The organism is Trinickia sp. NRRL B-1857 (assembly GCF_050470685.1).
GTDB lineage: Bacteria > Pseudomonadota > Gammaproteobacteria > Burkholderiales > Burkholderiaceae > Trinickia.
The window spans coordinates 2,640,533-2,660,429 of sequence record NZ_JBFLUK010000011.1 but is presented as its reverse complement, the minus strand read 5'-3'; the positions used below and the strand labels follow the sequence as shown (position 1 = coordinate 2,660,429).

12 protein-coding genes are annotated in these 19,897 nt (G+C 61.2%); 2 read left to right on the top strand and 10 right to left on the bottom strand.

The annotated features are described in order from the left end of the window. Positions 1 to 50: 50 nt before the first annotated feature. Positions 51 to 1,547 carry an efflux transporter outer membrane subunit gene (locus AB1286_RS32180; protein WP_430367388.1) on the bottom strand — a complete coding sequence of 499 codons (1,497 nt, stop codon included), beginning with the start codon at positions 1,545 to 1,547 and terminating at the stop codon, positions 51 to 53. A 404-nt stretch (positions 1,548 to 1,951) separates the two neighbouring features. Between AB1286_RS32180 and AB1286_RS32175 the strand changes: the two genes are divergently transcribed. Next, positions 1,952 to 2,485 carry a hypothetical protein gene (locus tag AB1286_RS32175; RefSeq protein ID WP_430367224.1) on the top strand — a complete coding sequence of 178 codons (534 nt, stop codon included), beginning with the start codon at positions 1,952 to 1,954 and terminating at the stop codon, positions 2,483 to 2,485. Between the two features lie 197 nt (positions 2,486 to 2,682). Then, positions 2,683 to 6,402: a CheR family methyltransferase gene (locus AB1286_RS32170; RefSeq protein WP_430367223.1), complete on the top strand. Its 3,720-nt coding sequence runs from the start codon at positions 2,683 to 2,685 to the stop codon at positions 6,400 to 6,402. Between the two features lie 47 nt (positions 6,403 to 6,449). Here the strand turns inward: AB1286_RS32170 and AB1286_RS32165 are convergent, their stop codons facing one another. The 9 genes from AB1286_RS32165 to AB1286_RS32125 all read right to left on the bottom strand — a co-directional run bounded on the left by AB1286_RS32165 (position 6,450) and on the right by AB1286_RS32125 (position 19,895). Next, positions 6,450 to 7,349 carry a hypothetical protein gene (locus AB1286_RS32165; protein ID WP_430367222.1) on the bottom strand — a complete coding sequence of 300 codons (900 nt, stop codon included), beginning with the start codon at positions 7,347 to 7,349 and terminating at the stop codon, positions 6,450 to 6,452. Between the two features lie 271 nt (positions 7,350 to 7,620). Next, on the bottom strand, positions 7,621 to 8,223 hold the full coding sequence (locus AB1286_RS32160) for a helix-turn-helix domain-containing protein (protein WP_430367387.1): 603 nt from the start codon (positions 8,221 to 8,223) through the stop codon (positions 7,621 to 7,623). 8 nt (positions 8,224 to 8,231) lie between these two features. After that, positions 8,232 to 11,396 (bottom strand): multidrug efflux RND transporter permease subunit, encoded by a 3,165-nt coding sequence (locus AB1286_RS32155; RefSeq protein ID WP_430367221.1) that lies wholly within the window; start codon positions 11,394 to 11,396, stop codon positions 8,232 to 8,234. A gap of 101 nt (positions 11,397 to 11,497) precedes the next feature. After that, a complete protein-coding gene (locus AB1286_RS32150; protein ID WP_430367220.1) occupies positions 11,498 to 12,832 on the bottom strand; it encodes a TldD/PmbA family protein in 1,335 nt (444 codons plus the stop codon). Continuing rightward, on the bottom strand, positions 12,832 to 14,268 hold the full coding sequence (locus tag AB1286_RS32145) for a TldD/PmbA family protein (RefSeq protein WP_430367219.1): 1,437 nt from the start codon (positions 14,266 to 14,268) through the stop codon (positions 12,832 to 12,834). The genes AB1286_RS32150 and AB1286_RS32145 overlap by 1 nt, the downstream gene beginning before the upstream one ends. After that, positions 14,265 to 15,902 (bottom strand): ABC transporter ATP-binding protein, encoded by a 1,638-nt coding sequence (locus tag AB1286_RS32140; protein ID WP_430367218.1) that lies wholly within the window; start codon positions 15,900 to 15,902, stop codon positions 14,265 to 14,267. The genes AB1286_RS32145 and AB1286_RS32140 overlap by 4 nt, the downstream gene beginning before the upstream one ends. After that, the gene (locus AB1286_RS32135) at positions 15,902 to 17,011 is read right to left on the bottom strand and encodes an ABC transporter permease (protein WP_430367217.1); all 1,110 of its coding nucleotides are present in this window, start codon (positions 17,009 to 17,011) and stop codon (positions 15,902 to 15,904) included. The genes AB1286_RS32140 and AB1286_RS32135 overlap by 1 nt, the downstream gene beginning before the upstream one ends. Then, positions 16,965 to 18,023 (bottom strand): microcin C ABC transporter permease YejB, encoded by a 1,059-nt coding sequence (locus tag AB1286_RS32130; RefSeq protein WP_430367216.1) that lies wholly within the window; start codon positions 18,021 to 18,023, stop codon positions 16,965 to 16,967. The genes AB1286_RS32135 and AB1286_RS32130 overlap by 47 nt, the downstream gene beginning before the upstream one ends. Before the next feature lie 24 nt (positions 18,024 to 18,047). Beyond that, complete coding sequence (locus AB1286_RS32125; RefSeq protein ID WP_430367215.1) at positions 18,048 to 19,895, bottom strand: extracellular solute-binding protein; 1,848 nt, start codon at positions 19,893 to 19,895, stop codon at positions 18,048 to 18,050. Positions 19,896 to 19,897 lie beyond the last annotated feature (2 nt).

Here is a 19,897-nt window from a genome sequence, read left to right as displayed (position 1 = left end):
ACTTCCGCGGTATGAATGGATGAAATTCAGTCAACGTTCGGGGGTCGTCTTCAACGCGCCGAAACGGCTTGCTCGGGCTGCTTCCAGTCGCCGCCCAATGCAAGAAACAGCGCCGCCGTGTCTTGATAGCGAGCGGCGAGCGCTTGCACGTACGCGATACGCGAACGCTGGTATTGCTGCTGCGCGACGAGCAACTCCAGATGATTCGCACCGCCCAAACCGTAGCGCTGCTCGATGAGATGCAGGCTATCGGCCGCCGCAGCTTGCGCGCGGTATTGCGCGGCGAGCGTTTGCGCATCGGTATCGAGCGCGCGCAACGTATCGGCGACGTTCTTGAACGCGAGCAACACGGTTTGCCGGTACTGCGCGAGCGACTGGTCGTAGGCCGCGATAGAGGCGCGGCGCTTCGCGTTCAACGCACCGCCTTGAAATAGCGGCTGCGTGATGTTGCCCGCCAACGAGAACACATTACTCGTAAAGAGCGATCTGAACGAGGTGGCCGAATCCCCGAAGTTTCCGGTCAAGCCGATATGCGGCAGCATGTTCGCCGTCGCCACGCCGATTTGCGCGCTCGCTTGATGCAGCAACGCCTGCGCGCGCCTGACGTCGGGCCGCTGACGCACGATTTCCGACGGCATCATCAACGGAATGTCGAGCGGCAGTTCGAGCGACGCCAGATCGAATTGCGCTTCGCTGTATTCGCTCGGCGCCTTGCCGAGATAGACCGCGAGCTGACTGCGCGCGGCCGAAAGCTGCTGCACGAGCGGCGGCAGTGTCGCCTGCACCGAGGCCAAATTCGATTCCGCGGACGAAACGTCCGAGCGCGCCGCGCCGCCGAGTTCGAATTCTTGTCGACTCAGATCGACCTCATGCTGCGCCGACGCGACGAGTTCGTGCGTCGCCTCGATCTGCGCGCGCAGCGAGGCTTCGAGCACGGCAGCCGTCACGACGTTGGCCGCAAGCGTTTGATAAGTCGCCTGTAGCTCTTCACGCTGTGCTTCGCGCTCGGCTTCTTGCGCTTCGAGGCCACGCCTCACGCCGCCGAAAACGTCGAAGTCGTATGACAAACTCACGGACGCGTTATACAGCGTAAAAAGAAAATTCCCGGCTTCGGGAAAACCTTGCGACGCACCGTTAAGCTTTTCCCGTGTAACGCCGGCGCTGCCGCCAATGGTCGGAAACAACGCACCGCGCTGCACATTCACTTGTTCTTGCGCAATCCGCAATGCCGCTTGCGCCGATGCGATCGTCGGACTATTGGCGAATGCTTCCGATACGAGGCGATCGAGTCGGTCCGAGCCATACGCCGTCCACCAATGCGACGACAGTTCGGCAGCGGGGTCGAAGCGCTGCGCGGCCCCGCCGGCGACCGGCGTGGCTTGCGTTTGCGGCGGCAGCGGCGGCTGCGTGACGGCGGTCGCGGCAGGCGCGGCCGGCGCCTTGAAATCGGGACCCACGGCGCAACCGCCGCAGGCTAGTAAAGCCGCAAGCGAGAAAATCGCCGTCGCAACGCTGGAAGGCGGCCTATTAGGTCCGCGCACAAGCATCGATCGGAGCAGTTGGCCACGCTCGTTTTTTTTCATATCCGAATGGGGGCTGTTCTACATAATTCCCCCGATTCGTCAGCGGAGGAAAGATGAAGCTGGCTATCGGGCAATCAAATGCGGGACAGAGTATAACGCCCGAATTCGACTAACGATAGTCGCATTCGATAATCGGCATCCACTAATGGATTAAAGCTTCGCATCGGATTTTTTTGTTTTTTGCCGGCGCGACTACGAGCATGAGTACAAGCCTGCCCGTTGGCTGTTCGAGCAAGCGCGCTCGTCGTGCCTAAACGCCGTCCGTCGCCACGCAATGCAATTCGTCGCACGCGCCGCACCTGTAGCGGCGCGCGAATACACTGCGAACCGCCTAGCGCATATTGCATCGCATGCGCGCCTATTAACGGATGGAGCGACTCATCATGTTTCAGATTCCGGCCTACGTCTACGTCCTGTTTTGCGTGCTCGTGTATCTAGGCGCAAAGCGCTGCTTCCCGCGCAGCATGCGGCCGGAGCGCACGCTCGTATTTCCGCTGGCCTTTCTCGCACTCGGCGCGACCAGCCTCCATCGTCTATTTCCCGATGCACGCTTTGCGGCGCAGGCGTTGGCGCTGATTTTGATTGTGCTTGGCGCGGCAATCGGCTGGCTGCATGCGAGTCGCTGGCGCCTGCTATTCGCTCAGACGAGCGATGGCCTCAAGGTGACGCTGCCCGGCGATCCGACGCTGCTTGTTACGCTGCTGCTCTCGTTCTTTATTAAATTTGCGCAACATTACGCGCTGGCCGTCCATGCATCATGGGCCACGTCCACTGCTTTCGAATTCCTTTCGTTCGCGGCTTGGGGCGCGCTTGCCGGGATGCCGCTTGGACGCTCGGCGAACGTCCTGGCGCGAGCGGCACAGGCGAAACAATCCGCCGCGGCAAGCCCCAGCTTGGAGTGAAAGTTTCTGGTGTTGAGCGAAACTTCTCGGTAGGTATTCGAGGCCGCGTATCATAGGCGCCTGAACCCAATTAAAGAAACCCGAGAAGGCCGCGCGCAGCAACCCTTGCCGGAGGGCAGGCTAGGCAATCGCGAATTCAATGGTCTGCCGCGATCGAGCCACCGCCGCGTGTCGAAGCCTCCATCCGACAGATCCATATGTCTGACCAAAGCCCAGGACGTTCGGTCCCGAACCGATTCGCATTCCCCGCCGTGGGGATCGACGCATCGGCCGAGGACATCGAAGCGCTAAAACAGTTTTTCGACGTAATGCCGGCAAAGTCCGGCGCTGCCTTTGTGATCGTGCTGCGCGCGCTGACCGAGCCCGCGCAGTCGTTGGTCACCGCGCTTCAGCCCGCCACCGTCATGCCGGTGGTTCCGGTGCGGCAGGCGATGCACATGGAGCCGAACCATATCTATGTGGTGGAACCGCCGCTGGTCTGCAAGATCGTCGAGCACGAATTGCAGATCGGCACTGCGCGAGGCGCCGAGGAGCGGCGTTATCCCATCGACGTTTTCTTCGATTCCCTGGCCACGGACTACGGCGAGCGCGCCGTCGGTGTCGTTTTCGCGAGCGTAAGCACCGACAGCGCGTTCGGTTTCACGCGCCTGAAGGAATTCGGCGGCGTCACGTTTGCGCAAAGCAAGAGCCCCGGCAAAACGGATGGCACCCCGTGGCCCCCCAGCGTAGTCAACGCGATCGACTTCCAACTCGACGCCGGCGAAATGCCGCAGCGCATGCTTGAGCTATGGGCCAACGCCAAGAAGATTCGTCTGGCGCGCGTACCCGTGGGCAGGGAAGAGGAAGAGGCGGAAGTCGGCGAGCCCGGCGCGGGGATGAGCAACATCGAACGGACGCTGCGCGAGATCATGATGATCCTGCGCAATCGGACCGGACACGATTTCCGCCACTACAAGCGCGCGACGGTTCTACGCCGGATCGAGCGGCGTTTGCAGGTGAACGGCCTGTCGGAGCTTCAGCAATATCGCGACTATTTGCAGTCGCATCCCGAGGAAACCGCGACGCTGCTGCAAGACATGCTGATCAGCGTGACGAATTTCTTCCGCGACAAAGACGCCTACGACGTCCTCAAAGAGCAAGTCGTACCGGCCATCTTCGAGAATCGCCGTCAGGAAGAACCCGTGCGCGTCTGGGTCGTGGGCTGCGCGACGGGGGAGGAAGCCTACACAGTCGCGATGCTGTTACAAGAAGCATCGGCGGGCACGCGCGATCAAGTGCCGTTCCAAGTCTTCGCCACCGACATCAGCGAGCGCGCGATCACCACGGCCCGAGAAGGCCTTTATCCCGCCTCGATCGCGGCCGACGTCGACGCCAATCGTCTTCGCCAATTCTTTACGAAAGACGGCGAGCACTACCGCGTCAAGAAGGAATTGCGCGAACGCGTGCTATTCGCGTTGCACAACGTATTGAGCGATCCGCCATTCTCGCGGCTCGATCTCGTTTGCTGTCGCAATCTCCTTATCTATCTCGACCGCGAAGCGCAAATCGATACGCTGCGCACGTTCCATTTCGCGCTGCGCCCGCACGCGCATCTATTCCTCGGCAGCTCCGAGACGGCGGACAGTGCGGGCGGGTTGTTTTCCGTCATCGACAAAAAGGCGCGCGTCTATCGTGCGAGCATCACCGTTCGCGCCGATACGCCGCTTCCGGTCACGCAGTCGGGCGCCCTCAATACTCGCCCGGCCATCACGCATCTGCTACCTACTGGCAAGCGCAAATTCTCGTTCGGCGAATTGCATCAGCGCGTTGTCGAACAGCATGCGCCGCCTAGCGTGCTCGTGAATCGAGAATCCGACATCGTTCATCTGTCGGATCGCGCCGGACGCTTTCTCCAATACGTGGGCGGCGAGCCATCCCACAACATCTTGACCGTCGTGCGGCGCGAGTTGCGGCTCGAGTTGCGCTCCGCGATCTACCAAGCGCTGCAAGCCGACCTCAGTGTGGAATCGCGCCGCGTGCGGCTCGATCGCGACGGCCGCTCCTACTTCGTCAAGATGACGGCGCGCCCCGTGCACGACGCCGACTCCAACGCGGACTTCATCCTCATCTTGTTCGACGAGGTGGAAGACAGCGTAGGAGAAGTAGACGAAGCGGTGCCTGAGAATCAACGCGATCCGATCATCGCTCAACTCGAGCGCGAACTACAGCGCACGCGCGAGCAGTTGCAGGCCACGATCGAACATTCGGAAACGTCGACGGAGGAGTTGAAGGCTTCGAATGAGGAATTGCAGGCAATAAACGAAGAATTGCGCTCCGCGACCGAAGAGCTCGAAACGAGTAAGGAAGAGCTGCAAGCGATCAACGAGGAACTCACGACCGTCAACGCCGAACTGAAGGCGAAGGTGGAAGAGACGAGCAAGATCAACGACGACTTGCAAAACCTCGTGATGGCGAACGACATCGGCACGATCTTCGTCGACCGCAATTTGTCGATCAAGCGCTATACGCCTCGAGCGGCCGATGTTTTCAGCATCATTGCGACCGACATCGGGCGCTCGCTGTTGGATATCACGCACCGGCTCGAATACGACAAGCTGGCCGACGACGCCGCGGAAGCCTTCGGCTCGCTCCGGCTGATCGAACGCGAGCTGAAAAGCACGGACGGCCGCTGGTATCTCGCGCGGATCTTGCCCTACCGCACGACGGAAAACCGGATCGACGGCGCGGTGCTGTCGTTCATCGATATCACGTCGCGCCGCGCCGCCGAGGAACGGTTGCGCAATGTCGGCCAAACCGGCGTCGATGAAATCGAAAGGCGGCGCGACGAATTCCTGGCCGTCGTCTCGCACGAACTGAAGCATCCGCTCAACCTGATCAGCGCCAGTACCGAGTTGATCGGACGCTCCGGCGAGGCGCGGGCGAACCCCACGATCGCGCGCGCGGCGGACACGATACGGCGCACGGTCCTCGGCCAAGCGCAAATCATCGACGACTTGCTCGATATGTCGCGCATGCGTACGGGCAAACTGTCGATTACGCGCCGGCCCGTCGACCTGAAAGAGATCGTGCAGCGCATCAGTCATACGATGCAGGACGAGGCCGAACGCAAAGACATCGACTTCCGGCTGGCCGTGCCCGACGGTGCCGTCGCGATCAATGCGGATCTCACCCGTATCGAGCAGATCGTCTGGAACCTCATCAGCAATGCGCTGAAATTCACCGAAGGCGACGGCAAGATCGGCGTACTGCTATCGCTCGACGAGCATCATGCGGTGCTGAGCGTGACCGATAACGGTATCGGCATCGACGGCGCGGCGTTGCCGAACATCTTCGATATGTTCGAGCAAGGCCGTAGCAGCGCTTCCGCTCTTCGCGGTGGGCTGGGTATCGGGCTTTCGCTCGTCAAGGATCTTGTTGCTGTGCATGGCGGGGAGGTGCAGGCACACTCCGACGGCATCGGTCACGGTGCGACGTTTACCGTCAAGCTGCCGCGTATCGTCGACGCCCCGACGCACGACGGCAGCGGCACCTCGCCCACGACGTTCCTCAGAGGCGAGCACGTGCTGCTGGTGGACGACGATCACGACACGGTCGAGACGTTCCGGATGCTGCTCGAAATGGAAGGGGCTACGGTGGCGGTGGCGACGAGCGGGGAAGAAGCGCTCGATGTCATCGGCAAGCAACCGCCGACGTTGATTCTCTCGGATCTCGGGATGCCGGGCATGAGCGGCTTGGCGTTCATCGAGGCGGTGCGCAAGCGTCCGGAATTGCGTCAGGTCAAAGCAATCGCGTTGAGCGGCTTCGGCAGACAGTCCGACGTCGAAGAAGCGACGCGGGCGGGGTTCGACGCGCATTTGACGAAGCCGGTCATGCTCGATGCGCTGCTAAGTGCCATTGCGCGGGTGCGGGTGAAGTAGCGCAGTGGTTGTAGCGAGGCCTTGGGTTGCCTCGTCGCATGAAATCGTCAACAGGGCCGCGGCAAGGTTGCGGCCCGTTTGTCGAACCATTCGGCCAGCGAGGCGTCGTTCCAAGTTCGGGAAAGCCGCGTCGCTTCGGCAATGTGCTCCGCCCCCAGGGCATCCTGGCCAAGCTCGAACCTTGCCCGTCCCGCCTCGAGAAGCAGAAATGCACGATCGATGTCTTCCGGCCCATGTGCATCGATTATCGACAGGCCGCGGTGCGCAGCCTCGAGCGCTTTTGCATACCGGCTAAGACGGGCGTTTGCCAGTGCGCAAAGGTAGTCTGCACGCTCCTGCTGAAGCCAACTCCCAGCCCGGAGCCAGAGCGTACGGCAAACCTCGGCACCATGCTCAATCGCGTCACGAACGTTTTCTATTTCGATAGAGGCATCGTCTTGCTCGATCAGAGTCGAGACGATGTTGTTGAGGCTTGAAGCAATCAGCGCATCGGCTGGGCTATGTTGATTCCAATTTTCGACCGCCGAGACGACGCCAAGCAGGGCTACCGCTGTGTCATTGACGTCCCCCTGCTTGACGGCATGACTGATGATGCCTGCGTGCACGATTTGAGCGGCTTGAGCGGCGGTCACTCCGACGAGACTCATCCGTCGTTCCCAAACGAGAGCACTAATCGGTTTGCCTGCCATGAATGCGGCAACTGCCGCGTTACGCAGTGCGGCAAGTGGTAAATCCACAGGACGAGCAAGCATCCGCGATTGCAAGTCGTCTGCCGTTAGCCAATCTTCAAGCGTTTCGCCTAAAACGTGATTAATGAGCCAACCAAGGCGCGGCAACTGCTCCGGACTGATAGCCTCATTAATTAAGATGGCGAGTCGTTGTGCGGCGGCATCCGGAGCGTCGTCATGACTGGCCATTAGTGCGTCGATTTCTGCTGTTGTGTCCACGGATGGCTACCTCTAAAAAGGTGGGCGATAGATGGTGGGAAAAAAAAGAGGCTGACAATGAAATTGTATGCGCTCAGATTGTTCGGCACATTGCCATCATCGTTTTGGGCGCAGTGCTGGTAGCTATCGGTGGTGGCCCGCTTATTACACTGAAGTATGGAATAGACGCCGTTTATGTCGTCGCTCACCACGTCGTCAGAATGATCGTCGCGCAGACGCCCCCCTTATTGCCGGTCCGCTATCGGCGAGCCCAATAGACCGAACAGCACTTCTACAACAAACTCGGCGTCCCCACCCACATCAACAACGCATCGCGTTCGCCGCTGTTATGCCAATGATGGGCATCGGTCGAATCGTAATGCGCCGAATCCCCCTCGCGAAACTCATAAGTTTTGCCTTCCAACGTCAGCGTAACGTTACCGGACAGCACGTACCAAAACTGCTCCCCTGCCCGTGCGGTGATCTTGTCGAGCTTTTGCCCCGCGGGAATGCGCACGAGCAACGCCTCCATCTGCCCGCCTTCGGTTACCTGCGTCAACCGTGCGAACCGATTGTCCGCATCGGCGAATCCGAAAAACGTCAAACGATCGCCGCGCGCCACATAGCGCTCGTCGCGCGGCGCATCGAGCAAGTACTGGATTTTCACGCCGAGTACGCGCGCGATCGCCATCAACGTCATCACCGAAGGCCGAGCAAGACCACGCTCCACCTGAGATAGAAACGGCGCGGAGATGCCCGCGCTCGTTGCTACCTCATCCAACGTCAACGACAAATGCTGCCGCAGCGATCGGATCTTCGGACCGAGCACGGTCGAACTCGGGCGCTCATCGTCGAGCCAAGCGCCGCGTTCATAGGTCTTCCGGTGACGCCCCATGCCGCCTTTCATGAAGGCTCCGTTTCCGGATCGGGCACGCGCGCGCCGGCGGTGTCTTCCTTGCCGCCCTTCGGCTGGGCCCCCGATCCACCCCGTTTGCGCGTAGCGCTCATGACCAGGTAGAACGCTATCGGCGTGAAAACAAGCCCCAACACCGTGGCCGCAATCACCCCACCGAATACGCCCGTGCCGATCGAATGACGACTCTCGGCACCGCCCCCACTCGAAAACACGAGCGGCACCACGCCGAGCAAGAACGCCGCCGACGTCATGACGATCGGCCTGAAGCGCATCGCACACGCCTGCACCACAGCATCGAACAGAGCAACACCGCGAGCCTGCGCATCGCGCGCGAACTGCACGATCAGAATCGCATTCTTGCCCGCAAGACCGATGACGGTGACAAGCCCGATCTTGAAGTAAATATCGTTAGGCAAACCGCGCAATAGCATCGCCGCCACCGCGCCGATCATCCCGAGCGGCACGACGATCAGCACCGACATCGGGATCGTCCAGCTTTCGTACAGCGCCGCGAGCGCCATGAACACCGCCAACAGCGAGAGGCCGATCAGCAACGGCGTCTGCTCGGCCGCCTGCGTTTCGGCGAGCGCCGCATCCGCCCAATCGTAGGACGTCCCCGGCGGCAGCAGCCCGGAAAGCCGCTCCATCTCGGCCATCGCCGCACCCGAGCTATAGCCGTCGGCCGCACGCCCGGTCACATCCAGCGACGGATAGCCGTTATAGCGCGAAAGCATGATCGGCCCGCGCGACCATTTGAGCGAGGCGAACGCCGAAAACGGCACCATCTTGCCGAGCGAGTTAGGCACCGATAGATTCAACAGATCCGCATCGGTCATGCGCGCGGAGGTAGCGCCTCCCACCAACACGCGCAGCATCCGCCCGGAAGCGGGGAAGTCGTTCACGTACGTCGTACCGAAGGTGCTGCCGAGCGCGGCCTGAATCGCATCAAACGAAACATCCATCGCATAGGCTTTCGCGCGATCGATATCGAGCACTACGCGCGGCGCATCGGGCAACGTCTCGGAATGCACGTCCGCCAATATCGGGCTCCTTTTAGCAAGCTCGAGCAAACGTTCGCGCGCCGCGTCGAAATCCGCGCGGCTCATGCCGCCGCGATTCTCCAAGTGAAACGTGAACCCTTCCGCATGGCCCATCCCAGGCACCGAAGGCGGCAATTGCGCGATGACGTCTCCCTCGCGAATCTTTTCGAACGACTCGTTCAACGTATCGCGCAACGCCAATGCGCCGACATCCCGATGCGACCAATCCTTCAAATCGACGAATGCCATGCCCACGTTTTGGCCGCTACCGGAAAAGCTCCATCCAATAACGCTCGTGACATTCGCAATCGATTTTTGCCGCTGCAAGATCTGCTCGACCTGCTTGATCACCGCGTATGTACGCTGCTGTGAGGCGCCGGGCGGCAATTGCACCATGACCTGCAACTGGCCTTGGTCCTCCGTGGGCAAGAAGCCGCTAGGCAGCGATAGATACATGACGGCGCCGGCGCCGATCAACGCGAGGTGGACGGCAAACAAGCGCTTAGGCGCGCGCAGAATCCGAACGATGAAACCGCGATAGCCATCCGACGCGCGCTCGAATTTTTCGAGGAATTTGCCGGAAATCCCCGATCCTTCGTGCCCTCCGGGCCCGGGCGCTTTGAGCAAATTCGCGCACAGCGCGGGCGCAAGCGAAAGCGCCATGAACGCCGACACCAAAATGGCCGCGATCATCGCGATCGAAAATTGCCGGTAGATGCCGCCCACACCGCCCGAGAAGAACGCCATCGGCACGAACACCGCGGTCAGCACGGCCGTTACGCCGACGATGGCGCCGCCGATCTGCGCCATGGCTTTACGGGTGGCCTCACGCGGAGGCAATCCCTCGTCGCGCATGATCCGTTCGATGTTTTCCACGACGACGATCGCATCGTCGACGAGAATGCCGATCGCGAGCACGAGACCGAACAGCGTGAAAACGTTGATCGACAGCCCAAAGACATGCATCGCCGCAAATGAGCCCATCAACGCGACAGGAATCACAACGGTCGGCACGAGCGTGTAACGCAAATCGCGCAAGAACAGCCACATCACGCAAAACACGAGCACGATCGCTTCCACGAGCGTCAACAAAACCTCGCTGATCGCGATCTTCACGAAATGCGCGCCGTCGTACGGAATTTCGATCGCAATACCGGGCGGCAGCGTCTTCGAGAGCTCGGCCACCCGCTTGTGAATCGCGTTCGACGTTTCGAGGGCATTGCCCAGCGGCCCAAGCTGGATCCCGACGGTGGCCGCCGTTCTTCCGTTCAACCGTGACCAGAACGTATAGCTATCGGCCCCAAGCTCGACGCGCGCTACGTCGCCGATGCGCACGACCGAACCGTCCGGCTGTGCTTTCAGCACAATGGCGGCGAACTCTTCCGGCGTGCGCAATTGCCCCCGCACGCTGACCGAGGCCGTGATCGCTTGTCCGTTCAGCGCAGGCGCATCGCCGATCGCCCCCGCCGTCACGGTAGCGTTCTGCGCCTGAATGGCTGCGGTCACTTCGGCCGGAGAAAGGCCGTATTCGCGCAGCTTCATCGGATCGAGCCAAATGCGCATGGCACGATCGGCATCCCAAAGCTGCGCCGATCCCACACCCGGGGTGCGCTTCAACTCGCGCAGTAAGAACCGGTTCAAATAGTCGCTAAGTGCGGTCGAGTCGCGCATGCCGTCTGTCGACACGAGCGTGACGAGCATCAAGAACGTATTCGCAGCCTTGAATACGCTGATCCCCTGCTGCACGACCGGCTGCGGCAAACGCGGCTCGATCTGCTTCATGCGGTTTTGCACGTCGACCATCGCCAAGTCCGGATTCGTGCCCGGTGCGAAGGTCACGTCGATCTCGAGTTCGCCGAGCGCGTCGCTCGTCGTCTCGTAGTATTGGAGGCCATCGGCGCCGTCCAAGCTCTGCTCGATCAAGCTAGCGACGTTGCTGTCCACCTCCTCGGCCGAGGCGCCGGGGTACTGCGCGGAAATGACGATGCGCGGGGGCGCGAGCCGTGGATACTGCGACACGGGCAGCATCGGCAGCGCGAGGATGCCCGTGAGGATGATCGCCAGCGCGACGATCCAGGCGAAAACCGGGCGATCAATAAAAAATGACGGCACGTGATTACTCCCGCGGCGCGCCGGTTAGCGCCGCGCATCGTGCCGTCTCACTCTCGATTGTTGTTATTTTCGTTCTATGCATGCGTTAGTTAAGTGATCGATCAAAGCGTCAATTGAAACGATTTCGCGAGCGCCCCCGGCAATTTCATTCCGCCCGTGGCACGCTCGCCCCAGGTGGAATCGTTGAGCAACAGCTCGGGTTGCGCATCGAGCCTTTCAAGTTGGTCGCCAAGCAGACGATAGAGACTGTCGTCGAAGCGCATCGCTTCGACGGGCGCGACGATACGCCCGTTCTCCACCCAGAACGTTGCAAAGCGCGTCATGCCCGTCAACCGGCAATGCATGCGGTCGGAGAAATTGACGTACCAAAGATTGCCGACGTAGAGGCCGGTATCGAGCGCGCCCAGCACATCGTCGGCACGCAGATCGCCCCCTTCCATCGCGAGCGACGTCGGGGCTTCGTCGCCCGTTGCACCGTTCGGCGTCAGGCCGTATTCGCGGGCGCTGCGCGCATCGGTCAACCGATCGACGCCCTGCCCCTTCGCCACGAGCGACACGCTCTCGCGCAAGTAGCCGTCGTTGTTAAAGCCCGGTGTGATCGCCAAACCGATGTCTTCGGTCAATGTCACACGCGGATCGAACTGCACCTCGCCCGTATGAAGCTTGTACAGAACACTGCGCGACGTCGCTTGTAGACGCGCCGAAAATCCTGCGTACGCCATCGATCGAACGAGCGAGCCCATCGCCGCCGGTGCGAAATAAGTACGATACTGCCCAGGCGTCAAAACGCGGGGCGTGGTTGCCAGAATCGGCAGCCTCGATGCCGCTTGCTCCACTTTGTGTGCGAAGACGGCGTCGTCCCACGCATCGCCGGCATATTCGCTTTTGATCGCCCGCCCGCTGCGATCGAACAACGACCAACTGAAATTGAAGCTATCGACTTCATACCAGCCGCGACTGCCGAGCGAGGAGGCGAAACCCCGGGCAATCGTCCCTCCCGCGTAGAACCCGACGAAATCGAGTCCGTGCGCGCATTCGGCGACCGTTCGAACGAGCACCTGCGGTTCGGGCAGACGCCCCGCGCGCTGCGTAGACTGCGACCACTGCGACTGCCCGAACAATAGGTGAGGATCTTCGGGAGCATCGCGCAGACTCGCGCGCAGCATCGCCAACGCTTGCGCCGCGTCGTCGAGATCGGCCTCCAACTGGCCGCCCATCGTCATCGTCGAATAGGCTTGTCGCGCGCCATCGATCAAGCGCAGCGTGAGCTTGCCTTGCGACACGGTGCCGATCTGACGCACCTTACCTTGGTTGAATCGAATGAACTCCGAATGCTCGGCGATCAGCGAAAGCAGTGTCACCTCGCTGCCTTCGCGCAACCGTTCGATGCCTTCCGCAAGCGCGCCGAAATGGCGCTTCCAATCGAAGTTGGCCATTACGCGCCTCCGAATACGTCGACGTCGGCGAACACGCATGCCGGCGATGCATGTCCGACGTGAATGATTTGCGCGGGCTCGCCCTTGCCGCACAGCGGCGTGCCGTACACCTCACGCGTCGCCTCGTTGCCGACGGCTTTCAGGCTGCGCCAGAAATTCGCGGAAACGCCGCGATAATTCGGCCGCTTGACGACTGCGGCGAGCTTGCCGTTTTCGATCAATTGGCCGAACTCGCAGCCGAACTGGAATTTGTTGCGTCGATCGTCGATCGACCACGACGTATTCGTGCGCATGAGGATACCCCGCTCGATACCGGCGATCAGGTCGTCGAACGTGCTTTGCCCCGGCTCGATATTCAAATTGGCCATCCGATCGATCGGCGCCCGATTCCAATTCGATGCACGCGAATTCGCGACGCCCGGCAATTGAGCGCGTTGCTGCGAAAGCGTGCCGCCCAGCGGACGCTCGAGCACACCGTCGCGAATCAAATAGTGCTTGCGCGCCGGGGCGCCTTCGTCGTCAAAGCCGTATGCGGCGGCCTCTTCGCGCGCGGCCGGATCGAACGTCACATTCAACAACGACGACCCATAGCGATAGCTGCCGAACATATCGGGCGTGACAAAACTCGACCCGGCAAAATTGCGTTCGTCGCCCAAGATCCGGTCGAGCTCGAGCGGATGGCCGATCGACTCGTGGATTTGCAACATCATTTGATCCGGCATCAACAGCAAGTCGCGAACGCCGGACGGACAATTCGGTGCGGCGACCAATTGCAACGCCTCGTCGGCCAAACGCGCGCCCGAGCCGTCGTAGCCGTAGCGCGCCAAGATCTCCATGCCGCCTTGCGCCAGCAACGACTCGTAACCGCCGAGCCTACGAACTTGCGTATCGCCGTTCGCATGCGCCACCACCGTCATTTGCGGCAGCAGGTAGCGGAAACGCTGCTCGATGCGAACGCCGTCGCTCGTCAGATAAAGCTGATCGCTATGCTTGACTCGAATTGCCGCCGTGCGCTCGACGATGCGCGCATCGAACGCCGCCGACGCGCATTCGGCGGCGAGGCGGTCGAGCCATTCGCCTCGCGTCGGCAAAGCCGTATCGGCATTCGGCGACACGTAACTGCCGCTCGCGGCGGGCCGCGGCGCATGGCGATGGTCGATCAACGTCACGGCCGCCGCCGCGCGCGCACGTGCACTCGCAAGGTCGAGCGCGGCTTGTAATCCCGCCTCGGACAGATCGGCGCTCGCGGCGTAGCCTGCCCCCGCCCCGCACCATGCCGTCAGCAGCGCGCCGCGGTCGCGGACCGTCGCGAACGGCTGCACCACGTCGTTGCGGACGACGTGGTCTTCGGAACGGTCGTCCGCGATACGCAGCGACCAGAAGTCGGCATCGCTCTTCAAGGCGGCGGCCGAGCGCGACCAGCGTTCATCGATCATGCGATTGCCTCGTTAGCGTCCGCTTCGGGCACCTGCATCGATGCCGCAAGCAGAGATTGGGTATAGGGATGCGTAGGGGCGCGCAAAACGTCGAGCGTATCGCCCGCTTCGACGATCCGCCCCGACTTCATCACAACGACGCGATGCGCCATCGCCCGCATGACCGCGAGGTCGTGCGTGATGAATAGATAGCTGAGCCCATACTTCTTTTGCAGCCGTGTGAGCAGCGCGAGCACTTGCTGCTGTACTGAGACATCGAGCGCGCTCGTCGGTTCGTCGAGCACGAGAAGTTCGGGCTCGACGGCAAGCGCCCGTGCGATAGCAATACGCTGGCGCTGCCCCCCCGAGAATTCGTGGGGATAGCGTAATGCCGCATCGGCCGGCAGCCCCACTTCCTCAAGCAGTTCCCGCACGCGCTCGCCGCGCTCGTCCGCGTTCATCTTCGGCTTGTGCACGCGCAGGCCCTCGCCGATGATCTGCTCGACGGTCATGCGTGGCGAAAGCGAGCCGAACGGATCTTGGAAGACGACCTGCATCCGAGCGCACAGCGCACACCACTCGGCACTCGACGAACGATAGCTGGCGAGCGGCCGCCCGCCGACGCTGACCTCGCCGGCCGCCGCACGCTGCAAACCCAGCACGGTGGAGGCGAGCGTCGACTTGCCCGAGCCCGACTCGCCGACGATGCCCACCGTCTCGCCGCGTCGCAAGGTCAAGTCGACATCCTGCAACGCTCGAAATTTCCCGCTGCCGAACAACGATTTGAGGCCCTTCGCGCTCGTCCGATAGTCGACGGCAAGGCCCTTGATTTCGAGCACGTTCTTCGATTCGGCGGCCACCGGATCGACGCATCGCGTGGGCTCGCTATTGAGCAAGCGCTTCGTATACGGATGCTGAGGATTCGCGAATAGCGCGTCGGTCGTGTTCGTCTCCACGAGCACGCCCTTTTCCATGACCGCCACACGCTGCGCGAAACGGCGCACGAGATTCAGATCGTGCGTGATCAAGAGCACGGCCATACCGCGATCGGCCGCTTCCTGTTCCTGCAAATCGATGAGCAAATCGACGATCTGCTGACGCACCGTCACGTCGAGCGCCGTGGTGGGCTCGTCGGCCAGCAGCAAACGCGGCCGGCATGCCAACGCCATCGCGATCATCGCGCGCTGGCGTTGCCCGCCCGAGAGCTGGTGCGGGAAGCTGTCGATACGCCGCTCGGGCTCGGGAATACCGGTGCGACGCAGCATCTCGATGCCGCGCGCACGCGCCGCGTTCGGCCGCAGGCCCTCATGCAACCGCAAGCTTTCGGAAATCTGCTTACCGACCGTATAGAGCGGGTTGAGCGCCGTCATCGGTTCTTGAAACACCATCGCAATATCGGCGCCGCGAATGCCGCGCATCTGCTGCTCCGTTTTGGTCAGCAGGTCCTCGCCTTCGAACACGACGCGCCCCGAAACCGTCGCGTGTTGCAAGAGACGCAAGATCGACAGCGCCGTCAAGCTCTTACCCGAGCCGGATTCGCCGACGAGCGCCACGCGCTCGCCGCGCGCGATCGCCAAATTCAGTTCGTGAACGCACTTTTTCGTGCCGAAGCTGATCGAAAGATTTTCGATACTGAGCAAAGGACTGCCGTTCATCACTTCGCCCCTCCGAATGCCGAACCGCGATTGCGGGTATCGAGCGCATTACGCAGCGCATCGCCCATGAATGTCAGCAGAAGCAGCGTCACGACGAGCGCCGCGAACGCCGACACCGAAATCCACCATGCGTCCAAGTTGTTCTTGCCCTCTTGCAGCAGCTCGCCGAGGCTCGGCGTCGGCGGCGGCACGCCCAGACCGAGAAAGTCCAGACTCGTCAGCGACAAGATTGCCGCGCTCATGCGAAACGGCAGGAACGTGATGACGGGCGTCAAGCTATTGGGCAACACGTGGCGCCAAATGATCTGCCAGTTGGACAGACCCATCGTGCGCGCGGCTTTCACATAGTCGAGCGAGCGGTTACGCAGGAATTCGGCCCGCACGTAATCGGACAGCACAAGCCAGCCGAACATCGACAGCAAGATGAAGAGCAGCCACAAGGTGGGCTCGAAGATCGACGCGAAGATGATCAGCAAATACAGATCGGGCATCGAGCTCCAGATCTCGATGAGCCGCTGGCCGATCAAATCGGTCCGGCCGCCGTAAAAGCCCTGCAAAGCCCCAGTCAACACGCCGAAGAACACGCCCGAGATCGTCAGCGCAAGCGCCATCAGCACCGAGACACGGAAACCGTAGAGCAGACGCGAGAGCACGTCGCGGCCGAACTGGTCGGTCCCGAGCCAATTTGCCGACGACGGCGGCGCCGGAAACGGCCGCACGGCGAAGTAGTCGATCGTGTCGTAATAGTTGTGATTGGGCGGATAGATCGCGAAGTTGCCGTTCGATTGAATACGCGAGCGGATATACGGATCGAGGTAGTTCGTCTTCGCGGGGAAATCGCCGCCGAACTGCGTCTCCGGATACGTCTTCACGATCGGGAAGTAGTAGTGGCCATCGTAGCGCACGACAAGCGGCTTGTCGTTGCACAGCAGTTCGCCGACCAAACTGATCGCGAACAGCGAAACGAAGATCACGAGGCTCCAGTAGCCGAGTCGCTGGCTCTTGAAGCGCAGCCACGTGCGCCGCCATGGCGAAATCGACGCTACCGGCGCGAGGACCGGCTTAGCGGTCCATGCGGTCGAATTGGATGCGGGGGTCGACGAGGACATAGCAGACGTCAGCAATCAGTTTGGTTACGAGGCCGATCAAGGTGAACAGGAACAGCGAGCCGAGCACTACGGGGTAGTCGCGGCGTATCACCGAGTCGTACGAGAGCTGGCCCATGCCGTCGAGCGAGAACAATGTCTCGATCAGCAAGTTGCCATTTAGGAAAGCACCGACGAAGGCGGCGGGCAAACCCGTGAGCAGCGGAATCGCCGCGTTGCGCAGCACGTGCTTCCACAGGACGTCGCGCTCGGGTGCCCCTTTGGCACGCGCCGTCAGCACGTATTGCCGGCCGATTTCCTCGAGGAACGTGTTCTTCGTGAGGATCGTGACGATCGCGAAGTTGCCGACCACCGATGCCGTGACGGGCAGCACCATGTGCCAAAGATAGTCGAGCACCTTGCCGATCGTCGTCAGGTCGTCGAAATTATCGGACGTGAGGCCACGCATCGGGAACACGTCCCAGAACGTCCCGCCGCCAAACAGCATCAGCAGCAGCACGCCGAGCACGAAGCCCGGGATCGCATAGCCGATCAACACGAGCACGCTCGTGACGGTATCGAACCGCGAACCGTTGCGCACCGCCTTCGCTATCCCGAGCGGCACCGACACCGCATAGGTGAGAATGATCGTCCAAAGCCCGAGCGAAATCGAAACGGGCAGCTTTTCCTTGATCACGCCCCATACGGTTTCGTGCTGAAAGTACGACTGGCCGAGATCGAAAGTCGCGTAATTCTTCAGCATCAAGAAGTAGCGCGTGAGCGGCGGTTTGTCGAAGCCGAACTGCTTCTTGATCTGCTCGATTTGCTGCGGATCGACGCCTTGGCTCGCGTGATAACCGCCGCCACCGCCGCCGCCGCCGTCACCGCCGTGATTGGACTGACCGTGACGCAGTTGGGTGATCATCTGCTCCACCGGGCCGCCGGGGACGAACTGCGTGACGACGAACGTCACGGTGACGACGCCGATCAGCGTCGGAATCATCAAGAGCAGACGTCTGAGGATGTAGGCAAACATAGGACTCCTTGGTACCTCGATGTCTCAGTGCGCCCCGGCCGAAGCCGAGGTCTTGACCGCTGATGCGCCGTGCGGCTGCGAAAACCAGTAGTCGATGACCAAATCCTCTGATTGGAACGTATCCGGGGCTATGCGCGGATGCCCGATCGTCGTCTTATGGGCAATGCGGGCGTTGCGCTCGTAGTACATCGGGACCTCGTAGTACTCGTTGATCAAGACCCGGTCGAGCGCGTGGGTGGCCGCCTCGAGATCGTCGAGATTCGTCGCGGAGACCGCCGCGTGCACGAGCGCGTCGACTGCTTTCGACCGAATGCCCGGGTAATTCTCCGAGGCCACTTCCGATGCCGCCTTACTCGTGAAGCGGCGCTCGAGTTCGATGCCTGGGATTGTCACCGGCGCATAGATGTACGTCGTCATGTCGAACTGGAAGTTATCGAGCCGCTTTTGATAGAGCGCGCTGTCGATCTCGCGAATATGCGCATCGATACCGAGCGTTTGCAGGGCCTGCGTATAAGGAATGATCAAGCGGTCCATGCCCGGCTCGTCGTCCATGATTTCGATCTTCATCGGGTCGCCGGCCGCGTTGCGCAACGCGCCGTCGCGGTAATGCCACCCTGCTTCACCCAGCAACTCACGCGCTTTGACCAAATTGGCACGCAAGGAACCCGGTGGATTCGTACCTGGTTGCTTCACCATCGGCCCGAACACTTCGGGCGGCAATTGCGCACGGAACGGCTCGAGCAGCTTCAGTTCTTTCTCGCTCGGCATGCCGGTCGCGCCGAAGGGACTCGCATCCCAGTAGCTGTTCAGGCGCGTGTAGATGCCGTAGAACATCATCCGGTTCATCCAGTCGTAGTCGAACGCGAGAGCCAGCGCATGGCGTACGCGCCGATCCTGGAATTCCGGCTTGCGCGTGTTGATCATGAAGCTTTGCATCTGCGCCGGGCCGTAGGGGACCGTCTCCTTTTTGAGCAGCCCGTTATCGAAGTTCTTGCCGACGTACTTGCGCGCCCACTGCGTCGAGCTATATTCGCGATCGACGTCGTCGTTGCCTGCCTTGAACGCTTCGAGCTTCGTGTACTGATCGAGATACAGCTTGAAGACGATCCGGTCGAAATGGAACATGCCCCGGCGCGAGGGCAAATTCGCTGCCCAATAGTTCGGATTGCGCCGATACACGATCTCTTTGCTGTTCTTGCGTTGCTCGACGAGATAAGCGCCGCTCGCGATCGGCGGATCGACGGCGATCTGATCGAACGGCAGGCGCTTACCGTTCGGCTGCACGCCCCACTTCGGCGAGAACACCGGCAAATCGCCCGCGATCAAAGGCGCGGCGCGCGAGTTGTCGACGAAGTCGAAGCGCACGGTCAAGCGATCGATCACGGTCGCCCGCTTCAGTTCGGAGAATTGCGAAGAGACTGTCGGCGAAGCCTGCTGGCTTTTGAGCGTATCGAACGAGTATTTGACGTCCGCCGCCGTGATCGGATCGCCGTTCGAGAAACGCGCCTTCGGATTGATATGGAACGTCGCCGACATGGCGTCGGGCGCCACCTCCACGTCGTCCGCGATCAGCGGATATTCGGAGGCCAATTCATCCCAGCTGCGCTGCATCAACGTATCGAACATCAAATTCCTGACGTCGGGTGCCGGTTGGCCGCGCACAACGAAAGGATTGAGCGAATCGTAGCTTTGCGACTGATCGTAATTCTGGAATTTGAGCGTTCCCGTATTCGGTTGATCGGGATCCGCATAATCGAAATGCGTGAAATTCGGCGGATATTTTAAATTGCCGAATTGGGCGATTGCGGGCTGGGCCTGTGCGCTCAGGGCGAACGCCAGCCCGAACGCCGTCGCGAACGCCAGGCGAAACATTG